The 16,759-nt window shown below is 43.8% G+C and carries 25 protein-coding genes; 19 read left to right on the top strand and 6 right to left on the bottom strand.

What is annotated here, in order from left to right:
- Positions 1-7: 7 nt before the first annotated feature.
- From BMZ56_RS10330 to BMZ56_RS10290, 9 genes are all read left to right on the top strand, one after another.
- Complete coding sequence (locus BMZ56_RS10330; protein WP_090626507.1) at positions 8-1,189, top strand: MFS transporter; 1,182 nt, start codon at positions 8-10, stop codon at positions 1,187-1,189.
- Between the two features lie 152 nt (positions 1,190-1,341).
- Positions 1,342-1,866, top strand: a complete 525-nt coding sequence (locus BMZ56_RS10325) for a DinB family protein (RefSeq protein ID WP_218146538.1) — start codon at positions 1,342-1,344, stop codon at positions 1,864-1,866.
- A gap of 110 nt (positions 1,867-1,976) precedes the next feature.
- Positions 1,977-2,228, top strand: coding sequence for a hypothetical protein (locus BMZ56_RS10320; protein WP_143072903.1), 252 nt, complete (start codon positions 1,977-1,979; stop codon positions 2,226-2,228).
- A 212-nt stretch (positions 2,229-2,440) separates the two neighbouring features.
- Positions 2,441-2,773 (top strand): ArsR/SmtB family transcription factor, encoded by a 333-nt coding sequence (locus tag BMZ56_RS10315; RefSeq protein ID WP_090626505.1) that lies wholly within the window; start codon positions 2,441-2,443, stop codon positions 2,771-2,773.
- 69 nt (positions 2,774-2,842) lie between these two features.
- Positions 2,843-3,307 carry a DUF6428 family protein gene (locus BMZ56_RS10310; protein ID WP_090626504.1) on the top strand — a complete coding sequence of 155 codons (465 nt, stop codon included), beginning with the start codon at positions 2,843-2,845 and terminating at the stop codon, positions 3,305-3,307.
- A gap of 19 nt (positions 3,308-3,326) precedes the next feature.
- On the top strand, positions 3,327-3,941 hold the full coding sequence (locus tag BMZ56_RS10305; protein ID WP_090626503.1) for an arsenate-mycothiol transferase ArsC: 615 nt from the start codon (positions 3,327-3,329) through the stop codon (positions 3,939-3,941).
- Positions 3,942-4,173: 232 nt separating this feature from the next.
- Entirely contained in the window at positions 4,174-4,605 is a 432-nt protein-coding gene (locus tag BMZ56_RS10300; RefSeq protein ID WP_090626502.1) for an SRPBCC family protein, read from the top strand.
- Between the two features lies 1 nt (position 4,606).
- A complete protein-coding gene (locus BMZ56_RS10295; RefSeq protein ID WP_090626501.1) occupies positions 4,607-4,933 on the top strand; it encodes an ArsR/SmtB family transcription factor in 327 nt (108 codons plus the stop codon).
- On the top strand, positions 4,930-5,205 hold the full coding sequence (locus BMZ56_RS10290) for a DUF6597 domain-containing transcriptional factor (protein WP_090626500.1): 276 nt from the start codon (positions 4,930-4,932) through the stop codon (positions 5,203-5,205). Before BMZ56_RS10295 ends, BMZ56_RS10290 begins: the two co-directional genes overlap by 4 nt.
- Before the next feature lie 110 nt (positions 5,206-5,315).
- On the opposite strand, the gene BMZ56_RS10285 is transcribed toward BMZ56_RS10290, so the two are convergent.
- Both BMZ56_RS10285 and BMZ56_RS10280 read right to left on the bottom strand, forming a co-directional pair.
- Complete coding sequence (locus tag BMZ56_RS10285; protein ID WP_177195117.1) at positions 5,316-6,113, bottom strand: DJ-1/PfpI family protein; 798 nt, start codon at positions 6,111-6,113, stop codon at positions 5,316-5,318.
- 240 nt (positions 6,114-6,353) lie between these two features.
- Positions 6,354-6,920 (bottom strand): Crp/Fnr family transcriptional regulator, encoded by a 567-nt coding sequence (locus tag BMZ56_RS10280; protein ID WP_090626498.1) that lies wholly within the window; start codon positions 6,918-6,920, stop codon positions 6,354-6,356.
- A gap of 309 nt (positions 6,921-7,229) precedes the next feature.
- Here BMZ56_RS10280 and BMZ56_RS10275 point away from each other — a divergent pair, with 309 nt between their 5' ends.
- From BMZ56_RS10275 to BMZ56_RS10255, 5 genes are all read left to right on the top strand, one after another.
- Complete coding sequence (locus BMZ56_RS10275; RefSeq protein ID WP_090626497.1) at positions 7,230-7,991, top strand: SDR family NAD(P)-dependent oxidoreductase; 762 nt, start codon at positions 7,230-7,232, stop codon at positions 7,989-7,991.
- A gap of 352 nt (positions 7,992-8,343) precedes the next feature.
- Complete coding sequence (locus tag BMZ56_RS10270) at positions 8,344-8,913, top strand: dihydrofolate reductase family protein (RefSeq protein WP_177195116.1); 570 nt, start codon at positions 8,344-8,346, stop codon at positions 8,911-8,913.
- 216 nt (positions 8,914-9,129) lie between these two features.
- The gene (locus BMZ56_RS10265; RefSeq protein ID WP_090626495.1) at positions 9,130-10,494 is read left to right on the top strand and encodes a Gfo/Idh/MocA family protein; all 1,365 of its coding nucleotides are present in this window, start codon (positions 9,130-9,132) and stop codon (positions 10,492-10,494) included.
- A 90-nt stretch (positions 10,495-10,584) separates the two neighbouring features.
- On the top strand, positions 10,585-11,163 hold the full coding sequence (locus tag BMZ56_RS10260) for an ATPase (RefSeq protein ID WP_090626494.1): 579 nt from the start codon (positions 10,585-10,587) through the stop codon (positions 11,161-11,163).
- The gene (locus BMZ56_RS10255) at positions 11,150-11,356 is read left to right on the top strand and encodes a DUF8506 family protein (protein WP_090626493.1); all 207 of its coding nucleotides are present in this window, start codon (positions 11,150-11,152) and stop codon (positions 11,354-11,356) included. Before BMZ56_RS10260 ends, BMZ56_RS10255 begins: the two co-directional genes overlap by 14 nt.
- Positions 11,357-12,010: 654 nt before the next feature.
- Here the strand turns inward: BMZ56_RS10255 and BMZ56_RS10250 are convergent.
- From BMZ56_RS10250 to BMZ56_RS10240, 3 genes are all read right to left on the bottom strand, one after another.
- Complete coding sequence (locus tag BMZ56_RS10250) at positions 12,011-12,907, bottom strand: flavin reductase family protein (RefSeq protein ID WP_090626492.1); 897 nt, start codon at positions 12,905-12,907, stop codon at positions 12,011-12,013.
- An 11-nt stretch (positions 12,908-12,918) separates the two neighbouring features.
- On the bottom strand, positions 12,919-13,200 hold the full coding sequence (locus tag BMZ56_RS10245) for a helix-turn-helix domain-containing protein (protein ID WP_090626491.1): 282 nt from the start codon (positions 13,198-13,200) through the stop codon (positions 12,919-12,921).
- A gap of 262 nt (positions 13,201-13,462) precedes the next feature.
- The gene (locus tag BMZ56_RS10240) at positions 13,463-13,921 is read right to left on the bottom strand and encodes an SRPBCC family protein (RefSeq protein ID WP_090626490.1); all 459 of its coding nucleotides are present in this window, start codon (positions 13,919-13,921) and stop codon (positions 13,463-13,465) included.
- 176 nt (positions 13,922-14,097) lie between these two features.
- Here BMZ56_RS10240 and BMZ56_RS10235 point away from each other — a divergent pair, with 176 nt between their 5' ends.
- The 5 genes from BMZ56_RS10235 to BMZ56_RS10215 all read left to right on the top strand — a co-directional run bounded on the left by BMZ56_RS10235 (position 14,098) and on the right by BMZ56_RS10215 (position 16,105).
- Positions 14,098-14,580: a PD-(D/E)XK nuclease family transposase gene (locus tag BMZ56_RS10235; RefSeq protein ID WP_090626489.1), complete on the top strand. Its 483-nt coding sequence runs from the start codon at positions 14,098-14,100 to the stop codon at positions 14,578-14,580.
- 199 nt (positions 14,581-14,779) lie between these two features.
- Positions 14,780-14,989: a DUF2683 family protein gene (locus BMZ56_RS10230; RefSeq protein WP_090626488.1), complete on the top strand. Its 210-nt coding sequence runs from the start codon at positions 14,780-14,782 to the stop codon at positions 14,987-14,989.
- A gap of 39 nt (positions 14,990-15,028) precedes the next feature.
- On the top strand, positions 15,029-15,322 hold the full coding sequence (locus BMZ56_RS10225; RefSeq protein WP_090626487.1) for a type II toxin-antitoxin system RelE/ParE family toxin: 294 nt from the start codon (positions 15,029-15,031) through the stop codon (positions 15,320-15,322).
- A gap of 4 nt (positions 15,323-15,326) precedes the next feature.
- The gene (locus BMZ56_RS10220; protein WP_090626486.1) at positions 15,327-15,521 is read left to right on the top strand and encodes a DUF8506 family protein; all 195 of its coding nucleotides are present in this window, start codon (positions 15,327-15,329) and stop codon (positions 15,519-15,521) included.
- 377 nt (positions 15,522-15,898) lie between these two features.
- Positions 15,899-16,105 (top strand): hypothetical protein, encoded by a 207-nt coding sequence (locus tag BMZ56_RS10215; RefSeq protein WP_090626485.1) that lies wholly within the window; start codon positions 15,899-15,901, stop codon positions 16,103-16,105.
- Between the two features lie 72 nt (positions 16,106-16,177).
- Here BMZ56_RS10215 and BMZ56_RS10210 read toward each other — a convergent pair whose 3' ends face one another.
- Positions 16,178-16,747 carry a dihydrofolate reductase family protein gene (locus BMZ56_RS10210; RefSeq protein ID WP_090626484.1) on the bottom strand — a complete coding sequence of 190 codons (570 nt, stop codon included), beginning with the start codon at positions 16,745-16,747 and terminating at the stop codon, positions 16,178-16,180.
- Positions 16,748-16,759: the final 12 nt, after the last annotated feature.

Here is a 16,759-nt window from a genome sequence, read left to right as displayed (position 1 = left end):
GATTCTTATGAAAATGAAACAAGGTGAGTTTATAGCGTTGTCGGCTTCATCCATGACGCTGACGGCGTTGGGAATTGACATCATGCTTCCAGCATTTGCTGAACTGCGAATGGATTTTAATCTCGATCCGCATTCAACAGAAACCGCAAAAATCATCTCATTCTTTTTTCTTGGCCAGGTAGCACAGATTATTTTCGGAACGCTTTCCGATCGGTTTGGACGATTACCCATTCTACGCATCGGTTTCCCGCTCTATATCATAGGTGGAATCGTCGCCGCTTTCGCTCCCAGTCTTTCGCTGATGTTAGTTGCGCGCTTTATAGCCGGTGTAGGTGCATCCGCAGTTTTTATGACCACGGTTGCAGGTGTACGGGATCGTTTTGTTGGTAACAAAATGGCCAGAATCATGTCTCTTATTTTCACCATTTTTCTATTTACACCCGTAGTTGCTCCTTTTTTAGGGGCAGCTATTTTGCGTCTTTTCTCATGGAAGATGGTGTTCTTAACACCACCTTTGTTTGCATTAATTGTATTTGTGTGGTCATCACGCCTTGAGGAATCATTGCCAAAGCATAAAAGAATATCCCTAAATTTCTCCAGTATTCGTAAATCGCTAAGACATGTTCTGCGCAACCGGACCTTTCTTAGGTATACAGCCATCACCACGCTTCTTTTTACAGCACTCAGTTCTTATGTGGCCAGCTCGGAACATATTATTGGCGGACTTTATGGTAAGCCCGCGTTGTTTCCATGGGTCTTTGGAGGCATGGGTCTGCTCATGGCCTTATCAACCTTTGCCAATTCATATGTATCTGCAAAGTATGGAGCAAGGCGAGCCCTGAAATCCTTACTTTTTATCTATACGCTTGTCGCTGCCGCTTTAGCGATACTTACCGTAAGTTTTGGGAATCCACCTCCTATGCTTCTGTTCTTCACTGCTGTCACGCTGATGATGTCAATTAACCTCGCCGTTGAACCCAACAGCAGTGCTCTTGCACTGGAGCCGTTGGGTAACGTGGCTGGGATAGCGTCTTCAGTCTATGGTACAATTTTCTTTTCGATTGGTGCAACGCTGGGTTCAATACTAAGCAACCTGATGCATAATAGCGTTTCGCCATTAGTGATAAGTTACCTTGTCATCGGGATTAGCGGGCTATTTCTGGCACTAACTGATCGTCGTCCCAAATGATGTAAGTTTTGCGTAAGCTAGGTGTAAGGCATTAAATTTCGGTATAATGAGGAGTTTGCTATCTTTACGACCCTTGGACTGAAACAAATTACTCACATCACATGTCGATTGAACCAGCAATCGTATGAACAAAATAATAACACTATACGGTTATGGAAAATCATCCGTCACAAATGAAAAATGGTGCAACGAACGATAAGCTCATTCAAAATATCATTTCACAGCTACTGGATATACAAGAAAAGGAAAACTGGCTCGATGAAAATTTTAAACGGAAATTAGGAGGTGTCGGAGCGGATAAAGCTTTTGAAAGGCCTTTACCCGAATTACACAGTGTAGCAGAGCTTATTTCCCACGTATTGGTATGGCGAATTGAATCTATCCGCAAGTTGAAGGGCTTGGATGCCAATTTAACAGTTGATAGTCCAGAAAACTGGCGTACAAACGACCAATTAGAGGCGATCGGTTGGCTAAATCTCCAAAAGGAATTTTATCAAAGCATCTATACGCTCATTGAGATGTTATCGGATAAAGACGATACTTTCCTGGAAAATAAGTACCGTGATGGATACAGCTTTAAATATTTGATTGAGGGGCTTATCCATCACGACCTTTATCATTTAGGACAGCTAGGTATTACAATTAAGTTTTTAAACTTGCAACATGTAAAGATTTGATGTTCTTTTCAAAAATCAATATTCCTGCATGTTTATCAACCAGCTTATGACAAAAGTGTATGTTTGGGAAAAATACCGCTATTTTGTATTTTAGTCCGAAATATCTGGCGATGAAAGTTTCCTATTTGGTAGCTATTGGTGTGGTTGTGTTATTTGCGCTGCTTTTCGTACTGGACTACGTACATACTTCTGCACCAGAAGGCAAAAAGACCGATTCCAAGCAAACTTCAGTTTCAACCCAGTCCGACTCATTGGCGCCTATTCATAAAGGCGATATTATCAAGAACGGAAATTCTACGCGCGATGTCTTCAAAGCACTGGCGGACGACGATAAGACTAACCCCGATGAGATGAAACCCTGATTGATAAATTTGTCAATATCCCTTACAACCACCAATCACTCAGATTTTGTACACATCGTGTGCAAATTTGAATCGGTTGTCTAGTTATAGGTGCGGCAAAAAATATCCGTATACGTCATCGGAAAGTCTAAATTATAATTTCTTAAAAAAGAATAGTATTTCTGCTAAAGTTTAAAATTATTATCGTAATATTGCGATATTAAAGAAAGGTTATGGGGCTTACGAGATCAGAAATATTTACGGACGAACAAAATAAATTGGCTTCTTTATTTAAAGTTTTGGGGCATCCGGCAAGGGTTGCCATTCTTCAATATCTCATCAATCAAAAAGCCTGTATCTGTAATGATTTAGTCGATGAGTTGGGATTGGCACAAGCCACCATTTCACAGCACCTTAAAGAGTTGAAGAGTACAGGCATCATTCAGGGAACAATTGAGGGTAAATCTGTCTGCTATTGTATTGATGAGAAACTGTGGAAACAAATTCAAGCGGAATTTAATGCGTTCTTCAACCAAGAGGTAAAAGTAACCAGTTGCTGTCCATAATATTTTTTTAGCCTCTGTTATCGTAATATTGCAATATATAGTTTAGTGTGATTTTCAAATCTTATTTTTATGAAACTGTCAACAATCAAAAAAATCCTCCCAACGTTGAATGATGTCGAATTTCAATTGGAGAACGGAACACTTGTTCCCGAACATTTCCACGTGACGGAAATAGGACAGATTACCAAACATTTTATTGATTGCGGGGGTGTAATCCGTACAGAGAGGGCGGTAAACTTCCAGCTGTGGAATGCCAACGACTACGCGCACAGGTTGAAGCCGACCAAGCTATTGAACATCATTAAGCTATCAGAAGAAAAATTAGGCATTGAGGATGCCGAAATAGAGGTAGAATACCAAAACGAAACGATTGGCAAATTTGACTTGGACTTTGACGGCGAGCATTTCATTCTAAAGAACAAACAGACCGCTTGTTTGGCAAGCGATGCCTGCGGTATTCCCGCAGAGAAGCAAAACGTGAAATTGACGCAACTGAACAGCAGTTGCTGTACACCCAATTCAGGATGTTGCTAACTCGTAAAAACCAGTCGTCATGTATAAGCAGTTAGCTGACGCCCTAAAGAAGATTATTGGCGCCCAGCCTCTAAACGAGGAGCGCAAAACCGTACTGCATCCATTGGTAGATTACGTACAGCAAAAAGCAAGTAGCGGAGCGGATATAAACCTCAATTTCATCTGTACCCATAATTCGCGTAGAAGCCATTTGGCACAGGTATGGGCACAGGCAGCAAGTGCATACTTTAGGGTCCCTAACGTATACTGCTATTCGGGCGGTACGGAAGAAACGGCACTATTCCCAGAAGTGGCGGAAACATTAACTGGTCAAGGTTTTAACATTTTCAAGATTGCGGAAACCCATAATTCAGTATATGCCATCAAATACAGCGCTAACGCGTTGCCAATCATCGGATTCTCCAAAAAATACGATAGCCCTTTTAATCCTGTATCGGCATTTGCCGCCATTATGACCTGCTCACAGGCAGACGGCAGCTGCCCGTTCATTGCCGGAGCGGAAAGAAGAATACCCATTACATTTGAAGACCCTAAAATTTCAGATGGTACACCAGAGCAGTCCCAGGTATATGCGGCGAGGAGTTTTCAGATCGCGCAGGAGATGTGCTATGTTTTTTCAATGATCAAAAGTTAAGGTAGATTATTCTTTATTGCCCAAGGCAAAGACACCAAGGTAGGTACCTGAGTAAGGCTCGGATGCCGGTGCCTTGAGAACATCATCAAGCAATCGTAGTCCGACAGGGTGTCGTCAGATGACGAAACCTGGAAGTACATGTTATCTATACACGTTACTGAAGATTTTAGAAAAAAAAGTTGTATAACCCCCAAGTTACCTATATATTTGCGTAACCTACAGGTTACATAATATGCAGCGGGACATCCATCACCAATTTTCGTTCGGGCAGCCACCCGAAGTAGTCTGGGAATACCTCACCGATAGCGAACTCCTGGCTCAATGGCTGATGCCGAACGATTTCAAACCGGTCGTCGGTCATCGGTTCCAGTTCGGCACCAAGCCTAAGTTGAAACTTGGCTTTGATGGGCGGATCTATTGCGAGGTATTGGAAGTCATCCCCTGTGAAAAGCTCGTCTATTCATGGAAGGGCGGACTGTCCAAGGAAAACCCCTCGCTTGATTCCATTGTGGTCTGGACACTGATCCCCACGGTTGGGGGAACGGTCCTGAAGCTGGAACATAAAGGGTTCAAGGGGTTGCGGAACTACCTGCCCTATATCATCATGGAGAGGGGCTGGGCTAAAATAGGAAAACGGCTATACAAACAACTAATCACTGCATGACATGTCGGTACCGACGTTAGACACATTCCAGGTTATAGCCGACCCGAGCAGGCGGCAGATACTGCAACTGCTTTCGCAGGATAGCCTTACGATAAACGCGCTGGCGGAGAATTTCGATATGAGCAGGCCTGCAGTTTCCAAGCACATCAAGATTTTGGATTCTGCCGGCTTCATCTCTATTCAGAACATCGGAAGGGAGCGCTATTGCATATTGAAGCAGGATGGTTTCATCGAACTGCGGGAATGGATCGATTACTTCGACACGTTCTGGGATTCAAAACTAAAAAAGCTGGAAACGCTTCTTAGCCAAAAAGCAACCGAAAGATGATCTATACAGAATATAAACCGCATACGTTGCTGGCACCCTACATCGAATGCTACTGGCAGGCTGACGCAGACCGGCCGCCATTCCGTGAAGTGGAATCACTGATCCCGGATGGGACGGTGGAGTTGATGTTCAATTTCGGTGATGATTACCACGAAGTGACCGGCCGTAGACAGGCGCGTGTCAAAGGGTCTCATATCATCGGCATCCGCAAGCGGGCTTTGCAGATCTCGCAAAGCAACAACCTACGTCACAGCATTTCTGTCGTCATATAGTGATCAAGTATTGACCAATACGCTGAAATTGCGTGACGTCCTTTCCGAGAGCCAGCCAACTATGTTGCAGTGCTTTCCGTTCCGACGTAAAGAACACCCTGTTTTGGAGTTTAATCTTTTGAGCTATTCCGTTGGTATTCGGCCAATGAAGCTAAATAGCGTTTATTAAAGGCCTCTCCAGAAAAAGGATTTTGGCTGGTAATCAAATTTCTGTCGCTAACCGCAAAGTTCGCTTTAGGGAGCCCATGTCTGTATTTCAATCCGAGCTTCTTTAATTTTTTAGCTATTTTTCTGGTTTGAGGCTTTCCTTTCATGATGAATCGTTCGATGACAAATTCCTCAAAAGGCGATACGCAATTCACGTTGAATCCAATGTATGGGTTTTCATCTTTTGGTATGGTTAAGATAAGGCTGGGCGCATGGCATATCAGTCCTGTTGGCTTTTTTTCTTTTGCAAAGTATTTAAGTAAAATAGGAATATTGGCATCAGCTTTTAAATCTACCATTAAGCCTTGCCCACCGGGAATAATCAAGCCAATGTAATCGGATTTATGTTCGATTGCCTTTTCAAGTGTTTTGGGGTTGTTGAATACGCTATCCGTCTTAATAAATTCGAGGGCTTCGTTTTTTATAGTTAGGTTATCTTTCCAATATTTATCGTCAACACTTTCCTCGTCTATTGTTGAAACAACTCCGCCTGGCGTTGCAAAATCAACGGAATACCCGGTTTCTGTTACCGACTTGTACGCTAAATAAAACTCATTTAAAAACACTCCTGTTTGTCGAAGTTTTCCTCCGTTGTTCAATTCTAAGGTATCTGCCGCACTCATTACAAATAAAACTTTGTTGCGTTGCGCTTGAACCATGTTCGCAGCAACTACCAGTGTTAATAGTATTTTCATTTTCATTCGATTAAATTTGTTCTTTATCGGTGATGAAGCTTGCATAAATTAATCGTGTCCTTTTGTTTGTGGCATTTTACGCAGGTTTCATTATTGATTTTTTCAATTGCTGATGTGAGCTCGATGTAACTAATTATTGCCTTGCGTGTCAATAACCTTACATCTTGGTTTCATTTCATTTTATATGAATTTCATCGGCAAAGTTGACGAGAAAAAAAACGGAAAACATTTACATAGGTAAAGATTTTACCTTTTTGCCCTGATCCGGCTTAACTGCGTGGGCGAGATGCCTAAATAAGAAGCGATGTGGTACTGGCTGATTAGGTTTTCTAAATCCGGATATTCCTTTTTAAAGATTTCGTAGCGTTCTTTTGCTTCAAGGGTCACTAGCTCAATTTCTCTTTTTTCTTTTATGGCGAACTTGTATTCTGCCAGTATTCTCGCAAGGCTCTCAATTTTTGGAAAGTCTTTGTAAAGTGCGGTAATTTTGTCGAAGTCCGCTACGAATATCGAACAAGGCGTTAGGCATTGGATATTTATCAGATTTTTCCGTTTTGTCGTAATAGAAGAATACGCAGCCACAAAGGCAGGTGGCGTAAAGAAGGTCTTATTGTATTCATTCCCAGAGGTATTTCGGAAAAATGCCCGCATTACACCTTCAGAAAGAAACGCCAATTTTGAGGAGTATTCACCTTCTTTTGCAAAATAATCGTGTTTTTTAAGTTCGATTTCAGCAAATAAGGAGACAAATACCTCCGTTTCACGCTCCGTGAAGTAAATTAGCTTTCTCAAGTATGTTTTCAGTTCATTCACTTTTAAATGTGGATATGCGATTTTTTTTCGCCATTACCGGCAACGGTTCGGAGCTTGGCCTTCATTGCGGATCGAAATCTCAAACTTCCAATTTTTCGCCACTTTTAGTATAAGCAAAAGCCACTTGTTATTACGAAATTATGAAAAAAAAGAAGCAACGTAACTTTTTATTTATCACGGCATTTGTTCACTCGTCAATACCACCTGGAAAAACAGTTTCTTAACCTAGGTTAAGCGAATGTTGCGCCAAAATCACGATTTTCGTTAAAAACAAAATAATAGGATCAAACGTTTAAAAATAAAGTGATTATGGCAAAATTAGAAGGCAAAGTAGCAGTGATTACAGGAGGCTCGGGAGCCATTGGTTCCACCACTGCTAAGCTATTTTTAGAAGAAGGAGCCAAGGTCGTATTGGTAGACATCAATGAACAAGCGCTTAGCGAAGTTGCTTCCGAATTGAACAGCGACCGGATCAGTTATGTGACGGCCGACGTGACGAAGGCTGACGATGTGCAAAAATATGTACAGCATACGGTAAACACGTTTGGTAAGATCGACGTATTTTTTAACAATGCCGGCGTTGAGGGCGCAGTGAAACCGATTGAGGAGTACCCCGAAGACGTGTTTGACAAGCTGATTGCGGTCAACGTTAAAGGCGTATGGTTAGGACTGAAATACGTGCTGTCGGAGATGAACGAGGGGGGAAGTGTGATCAATACATCTTCTGTGGCTGGGCTGAGTGGCTCACCACTGGTTAGCGCGTACGTTACCAGCAAACATGCCGTTGTCGGTCTTACACGTGCCGTGGCCCTCGAGGCTGCACCGCGGAAGATCAGGGTTAACAGCATTCACCCGTCGCCAGTTGATAACCGGATGATGCGTTCGCTGGAAGGCGGTTACGCCCCCGGTGCGGCGGAAGAAGCCAAGAAGAATTTTGAAAATGCCATTCCGCTCAACAGGTATGCTACCAATGACGATATCGCCAAAGGGGTGTTATTCCTCGCGTCAGACGATAGTAAGTTCATAACGGGCACTAAACTGGTTATGGATGGGGGCATGACCATGGCATAGATGCACAGATTGATCAAGTCCTACAGCCGCCAATCAGACCAGTGGAAAGATCCATCATTGGATGTCGACGCGGTAAGCAAAACCTTCCAACCACTTGTTCATCATCCACCAAGCTAGAGGCGATGCTACCACCACGGCAATCAATACCAATTTACGAAATCTTTGGACAGCAAGCTGACAATAACAGCTACCGAAGCGCTCAGCACCTTGGTTTTTAACTTGCAACACGACGTCAAACTCGGAAAATAAATATCAATCAACACCCCTTTGTCGTAATTCCCCTGTTACAATGTCGTTTGCGCACCTCACGGTCACAGCAAACAAGCGGTACCTTTACCTTAAAATAAAGATCATGAGAAAGCTAATTGTATCAGTGGAAATGTCACTGGATGGCTACATCGCCGGACCAAATGGCGAAGGAGACTGGATATCGTCGGGTGAGGAAATCTGGAACCACATGTTCAACGATCTCGCAGATGTGGATACCGTGCTGTTAGGAAGCAACACGTATTCAGAGTATGCCAGTTATTGGCGATCAATACTGACCGACCCGGATGCCGACCCAAACGAAAGGAAATATGCCCAATGGGCTGAACGCACCCCGCACATCTTGTTCTCGAAGACCGTGCAGTCGATCGACTGGGCGAATTCGCGTATCGCGCGCGATCCCCATGCGGAAGTGACTTCGTTGAAGCAGCAGTCCGGCAAAAACATCGTTGCCTGGGGCGCCGGGGAGTTTGCATCGGCATTATTTCGGATGGGGCTCGTGGATGAGCTTCGTATTACCATAGCCCCGGTGCTGCTGGGCGGCGGATTACCGTTGTTCCAAGGGATAGACCGTACCAAGCTGAAAGCCATTGAGGTACGCCGGCTGGAAAACAGCGCGGTCATTCTTCGTTATGAAATGAATACGGGTAAATAGCGAACCCAATTACCAACAGACCGATTCAGTAAAAGAAACATCAGTTTCCAGTAAATGTAGGCGGTATTGACGCTTGGGCCAATGTATAGCCTCGATGCTATGATTGCTAGGTCGGAGAAAAAAATCAACGCGATTAACGTAAAATTTGATCAAAGGTGTAACTTTACGGTTTAAGCGAAGTGCAACTAACTCATTTCATCAAACCTGATTACATCTATGGAAAGAAGGGAATTTATTCGCAAAGGTATGATTGGCGCCACCGGTGCGGCATTGACAACGACTGGCATGAGTGCCAAATCCTACGCCTCAATTCTTGGGTCCAACGAACGTGTCAACGTGGCTGTCATTGGCATACGCGGAATGGGCCAAAACCACATCGAAGGTTATTCAAAGCTCAAAAACGCGCGGGTGACCGCGCTATGCGACATCGATCGGAATTTTTTTGAACCCCGAATAAAAAAACACTTTGTGGACAAGGGACTGGAAAAGCCAAAGACATATACCGATTTGCGCATCTTGTATGAAAATAAGGACGTGGATGCGGTTTCCATTGTGACACCGAATCATTGGCATGCGTTGGCCGCGATATGGGCGATACAAGCGGGCAAACATGTTTCTGTCGAAAAACCATGTTGTCATAACATTTACGAAGGCCGTAAGTTAGTGGAAGCCGCAGAAAAGTACCCGGTCATTGTACAGGATGGGGCCGAGCAACGGAGCAACCCTTGTGCGGAAAGCATGGCTGATTTTTTGCATGGCGGGAAACTGGGCGAAGTGTATATGGCCAAAGGCATTTGCTATAAACGACGCCATACCATCGGGCGCACGCCAGACGAACCGATCCCTCCAGGTGTAGATTATGACCTGTGGTTGGGCCCGGCGCCCGAGCGCCCATTTTCGAAAAACCGCTTCCATTATAACTGGCATTGGAATTGGGATTACGGAAATGGCGATATCGGCAACCAGGGGGTTCATGAGATCGATATTGCCCGGTGGGGGCTTAATGTTACGTTGCCTACTAGGATCAGCTCAATTGGCGGCCATTTCATGTTTGACGATGATCAGCAAACCCCCAATACGCAACTCACTGTCTTTGAATTCCCAAACGCCCAGGGTGGGGGCGACGCGAAAAAGCTCTTGCAATTTGAAGTTCGCCATTGGCTTTCAAATTCCGAAGGCATCGGCGGGGAAAACCCGAATGACAACACGTATATGGTGAGTTCGGATAATGAGGTGGGCAACTTGTTTTTTGGATCAAAAGGCTACATGACCAAAAACCTCAATCAATGGCAAACATTTATGGGCGATAAGAGGGAGCCAGGGGAAAGTGGAAAAGGTTTCGGTAACCACTATGCAAATTTTATCGATGCAATCCGGTATAACGACCAAAAATTGGCAAAAGGAGACATTAGGGAAGGGTTTTATTCTTGTGCGCTCATCCATCTGGGCAATATTGCGTATCGCGTGGGGCGAACTCTGGATTTCGATCCGGTAACCATGAAATTTATCAACGATCCGGAAGCCGACGCATTGCTAACCCGCGAATACCGGTCACCTTTTATCGTTCCGGATGTGGTGTGAAAACAGTCGTTTTTAGCAAGCGCGACTAATAATAATCTTGGTTTTGCCAAACTTGCAAAGTTGCTTTATATAGGGTAACTTGGGACCTTTATGCCGAATCTTTACATTATAGCCGGTTGCAATGGTGCTGGAAAAACCACAGCCAGTTATACCGTATTGCCAGAGATTTGGGATTGCAAAGAGTTTGTAAATGCAGATAATATCGCTGTCGGACTTTCTCCATTCAATCCTGAAAGTGTGGCTCTTGAGGCAGGTCGGATCATGCTCACCCGTATCCATGAACTGTTGGAAGAAGGGACCGACTTTGCATTTGAAACTACCTTGGCAACCAGAAGCTACGTTCCATTTATTAAAGATGCCAAGGAAAGGGGGTATCATGTAGCACTCGTATATTTTTGGCTTGATTCGCCCGAACAGGCCATACAGCGGGTTGCCAACCGCGTATCAAACGGAGGGCATCATATTCCAGATAATATAGTGATTCGAAGGTATTATCGTGGATTACACAATTTGATGCACTTATATATTCCCCATTGTGATAAATGGTTTGTGTTGGATAATATGGATTTGACGCCAGAAATCATTGCCAAATACGATGAATTTGGAAAAACAATCGCTAATGACGAAATTTGGTCAATAATAAAAGGACAAAGCAATGGCATTAAATAGCCCAACATCTTTTCCATCTGGGGCATCTTTTTCGGAGAAATTGCTTTACGGCGTTCAAAAGGCGTTGCGCAAGCTTGCCGAAGAGACAGCAGCTAAAGACGGTAATCTCGTTGTGAAAATTGATGGCGAAATAAAAGATGTACCAGCCAAGGAGTTACTAAAAACGCTCCCTAAGCAAGATAAGATGCTGTAAAAACATTACTCATAAACTCCAACTAACCATTTGAGAAATTTAGATCGCATTTCTGAGGCCAAGGGATAGTCCACCCGAACGATTTCCGCGACTCGTCCATTTTCCAGTTCCTTTTCTTCAAAGCCATGGGTGGAGATTCGCTATCATTTCTCGCGGTGCGCCATAACCGCTGTCTGCTATTACCTCGTCTCGTTCCTTCTTGCTTTTTGACGACCTTGTCTTTTTCAGCGTTAATACTCGTTGCTTAGCCTTGTCCAATGAAATCGGCGATTGCTTGGATAGCAGTTCCATTTGTAACACTACGAGTTCCTGAAATGATACCTTGCAGTTAATTTTTGGTAGTCATTTTTCAAAAGGGCAAGTCGTAAAGATAACGACCTACACCCGAAATTGCTTTTTATCGACTAACCCCTTAGGGAAGCCATGTTTTTCTAGAAAGGCTTTAGATTTATTCGCTTTTTTAAAAAATAGGGATCATTGCCATGATCGCGCACATGATCTGCTTTCGAGTCAATAGCATTATTTTTTATCCGTCGGGTTTTTCATATCAAACCTCCTATTCTTACAAAGATATTTCATTATTTATGTATCACAAAAAAACGCATCGTAATTTACTTGGCGCTCAAAATTAATCCTAACTTGTAGCCCTACAAGTTACATCAATAACACTTTCCAGGCATCCATTACACGGCCGTTATCTAACAAATGCTTGGCTTTTAAATGCTGGCGCATGGTACGGGTGTGGCTGTCGGTGGTACCATCAAGCAGTTCTTTCATTTCATCGGTTTTGCTAAAGGATTCTACCTCCTCATCGGATGGTAGTCTTTTAACAAGCCCCAATAACCCCAAATTATTCCCGGTTAATATATTGGAGTTTTTAATCTCTTTAGGAAAAGCATCTATGCCGATACCCATTCCAGCATAATCTATTGGTTTGGCAATTTTAAATAAATTATCGCTGGTTACCCTACAATACCAATCACCGCCTAAACGAGCCACCAGATCCATTTTATGAGGGTCTATTTTACCATTAGCATCCAAAATATCTTCATTGATGTGAATCCGTTTCACTTCTGCAATAACCAAATTACCTGCTCCTCCGTTTTTCCCTAACGATATCACATCATTCACTACACATTCCAATTGAACGGTGGATTCCGCTACCCTGGGTGGCTTTACTGTCTCCGAAGCCAATTCAGTAAACCCTGCTTTCGAAAACTCATTTACTTCTCTTGGATAATCTTTACTCGTTAAATAGGTCTGTTGAACCATCTCATAGTTCACAATATTAATCACACATTCAGGTATTTCCAAAACGTTTTCAAGCGTATGCTTAGCGGTGTTATCCCGCGCCCTGCTTGTCGGCGAAAAAACACATATCGGTGGATTGATACTAAACACATTAAAAAAACTAAACGGACTTAAATTAACCTCGCCGTTTTTATTAATCGTGGATGCAAAACATATCGGCCGGGGTGCAATGGCATGGTGCAAATAGCCTTGCATTTCCGTCGGTGTTAATGATGACGCATCTATAGTTTTTAACCTCATTCAAATTTTTATTAAGGTGAGTTCGGCATAATAATATCCTCGCCCAGCGCGCATTCAATATCCGTAATCGTTTTTGTAGAAAAGCTATGGGTTCCGCTCAGCCATTTGCTGATTTCAGACCGCTGTTTGCCCATTGTTTTTACTAGATTAGTAGGTGTTATATTTTTTCGGGAAAGTATATCCGCGATCCTATTGGCAATGGCCAAATTATGCTTCACCAATTTATCAATGGCGGGATCACCATGTTCCTCAAGCCAGTCGGAGATCAGGTTATTTTTCATCAGTACGGGCATCAGAATGATTTTTTTACGATTTAATGTGGCTATGCAAAAGTATTATATAAAGTTTGTATGTCAATTTTTTGTTTTCATTTACATCGATGCCCATTATAAGCCTGATTACCACAAGTAATATGAGCTAAGGAAAGCTTTATGTAAATTGGCAGAAGAATCGGAAGGGAAAAAGGGAGAGTCTCGTCATCAAACGCGATGGTAAAATCAAAGAAGTGCCCGCGACGGACTTGCTTAAAACATTTCAGCAGATATTATGATATAGCTAAGCAGGGTTGCTTTCTGCTTCCCGTTTTAAAGCCATGTTCCGTTCTTTTATAAACCGCTTTAAGTAGTTCGTTAATACCAACCAATTTGCCAATCGCCCTAGTATCCCCAAAGACGATCCGAATTCAAAGCGATCCCTCATCACCGTTAGCCCCTCCTTTTCTTCAAACCGGTGGTCGTGCCGGATGAATGAAAATGCACCCTTTACCATCTCATCGCGGAAATAATTGGGCCGATCATACGCCGGAATTATAGACGTGAGCCGTTGTCGTACGCCAAAATGGGTCGCTTCAAACGTAACAGTCTCACCAAGGCTAATCAGCCCTGAGGTAACACCACCTACCGCACGTTCTCTCGTTTTGCCTGCAGATACCTGATGGAAGTCGATGTTTCTAGCCAAGTCGAAACAAACCGCTATTGGCGCTGCAATCGTTGTTTCTAGTTCTATAATGGGCATATCATTTAGCTGGATTCAGTGATAACATTCGGTATGAAGGCAAAGATAGTGACTTACGGTTGGTCATACCTTATTTCCAAGCTACACAGGCTACCTTATTCCCTTTTGTTTAGCTAAAATATTAGTTAAAATCGATTGATTTCCTATCTTTGCCGATAACCAATCAAAACTGGATTATGGAAAACCAACAACCCAAACAACCCCGGGTCGGGAAATTCATTGATCCGCTCACCGACTGGGGCTTCCGCCGTCTTTTCGGGCAGGAGCCCAACAAAGAGATCTTGGTGGAATTCCTGAACGACCTGTTCCAGGGCGAGAAACACATCATTGATCTAACGTATGCACCCAACGAATACGATGGGGGCGATGTTACGGATAAGCGTGTCATTTTCGACCTGCATTGCCGGGGCGACAACGGCGAATATTTCATCGTGGAGATGCAGCGCATCCGGCAGGATCACTTCAAGGACAAGGCCCTGTTTTACGTATCGCGGCTCATCCAGCGGCTGCTGCGGAAGGGGAGAGAAACAAATAGTTACAAACTTCCGGAAGTGTATCTCATCGGCATTCTTGCGTTCAGTATGGATGTCGGCGTGCAGGATCGTTACTTCCACAATATCGCCCTAATCCGCTGCATGTCGGATGGCTTTGGTTTTTAAGCGTAACCGTATTTGAATCAAGAAACTTTCATTTTGGGCAAAATGGCGGTCTCGAGCATATATAGCGGACAGAAGCAAAGGAATTGATTGCAAAGCTACCCAGATGAAAGAAATTGTCAAGCGGCTTTGTACGGAGAAAATTAGATCGATTGGAAAATAAGATTTTAATTTTCGTAACTTTGTCATAAAGCAAACGAATATGGAAGCGATTATGATTCATCCGGAAAATGCTGAACAACTCAAGACCGTTAAATCAGTTTTGAAGGCATTGAAGGTTCCTTTCGAACCGCAGTCCAGTACGTTGCCAGATCATGTGAAGTCTAGCATCGATAGAGGAATGAAGCAAGCCGCCCAAGGCAAGACCATAGGACTGGAGGAGTTCAAAGAGAAACATTTTTTGAAACGATAAAGTCAGCAAGCAAGCTTAAACCAAAACTAAACCAACCTAATGCAATATACGCTCAGCTTTACTCCCGAGGCGGAAGACACCTACGATTCATTATCATCACAACTGGTGGAACGTTGGGGCGAGCGCTTTGTGTTGAAGTTTGAAGGACGCGTTTCCAAAGCGTTGGATACATTAAGCAGGACTCCTTTCCTTTATCCGGTAGCTATTGAGGAAACCCAAATCAGGAAATGCATTGTACATAATAACTGTTCCATCCTTTATAAAGTTGATGGCCGTATTGTAACGGTGATCTGTTTTTGGGATAACCGCCAGGAGCCGCTTTTTAATATTTAACGTTATGCCAATAAATACACCTTCTTCAACATCGTTTTCGGATAAAGTGTTGTACGGACTGCGGAAAGCGTTGCGGAAGTTGGTAGAAGAATCGGCTGCCAATGGGGAAAGTCTCGTAATCAAACGTGATGGTGAAATTAAAGAAGTGCCCGCCAAAGACCTGCTTAAGACATTACCTAAAGAAGGAACCCGTCAATAGGTGAAAGAAGTAATGCAATTAAAAGAGTAGATTGCTGCTACACTCTTAAACCTAACGTAGGGGTAGAAATATACGATGCAGATTGAGCACTACCCGCCGAACCTTCAGAAAAAAGACAAATAACTTTCCTTATAACCGAACAAAGCCACCGCTTGCGGTGGCTTTTTTGCTTACAACCAACCCCACCAACAATTTACCCTCACCCATACCACCCAAAAAATACCCAATACTGAGTATTCCACAGCCAACTTGAACCACCTGCTTTATACCAAGATCAATTAATCACGTATTCACCTAAAAGAACTAATCCTATCAAATTCAATTGCCTGGGTTTACTCGGATGCCGTAAAGAAAAATCAGAAAGCATTGTATGGCGTATGGGAGCCCGGATCCTCCGTGAAGTTGGGCGACCACTAACTATTTCCGAGCTAGCCGAACTGAAAGATTTTAAGATCAACTACCGGACAGACAATACGAAAGACGAAAGAAATCTTCGCCTCGCAGGAAGGAGTGGAGTTCGAGCTGAAACCACCGGTGGCTGGCATCGAGATTACCAGTCTCGGCAAGTCGTTGCCGTCGATTGATTTCGATGAGTTGGAGGCGCGTCAATCATGAGTGCCAAAGGTACGTATTATGGGGTGTCCAGGCGTACGGTTTTATGCCTTGGGCTGCGTATAATGCAGCAAGACCACTCCATGGGGGAATGCCCTACATTGCTGGAGATCAAGCTTCAGGTAGCGTTGCAGGTCTTGCTGTATCCGTTGCCCCCTGCCCATCATCAGGGGATGCACGAGCAGGTAGTAGGTGTCGATAAGCCGGTTGCGGATCAGGGCGGAGACAAACGAATAGCCGCCATAGACGATCATGTCCCCTCCAGACTCATTTTTCAGCTGCTCTATTTCCGTTACGATGTCTCCAGCCACCACGGTCGTGTTGCTCCAGCTCTTGTCCGGTGGCCTGGTGGAAAAGACGGTCTTGGGGATATCCGTCAGCGGCCGTCCAAGCGGGTATTCCTTGTGCCCCGGGTCTTCGGCCACCTTCATCCAGTAGGGGATGAAATCATCCGCCGTTTTGCGGCCCAGCACAATGCGATCCACGTTTTTGAGGTTTTCCACACAAAATATCTCCACTTCATCATCCCAGACAATGGCTTGTCCGTCTCCGTCGGGAGGTTCGATGCCAAATCCATCGAGCGTGATCAACATTTGCAGTTTCAACGTTCTCATGTCTTTTAATTT

Origin of the sequence: Parapedobacter indicus (genome assembly GCF_900113765.1) — a bacterium.
GTDB classification, from domain to species: domain Bacteria; phylum Bacteroidota; class Bacteroidia; order Sphingobacteriales; family Sphingobacteriaceae; genus Parapedobacter; species Parapedobacter indicus.
The sequence above is the reverse complement of the archived record's forward strand: the minus strand, read 5'-3'. Positions and strand labels throughout refer to the sequence as shown.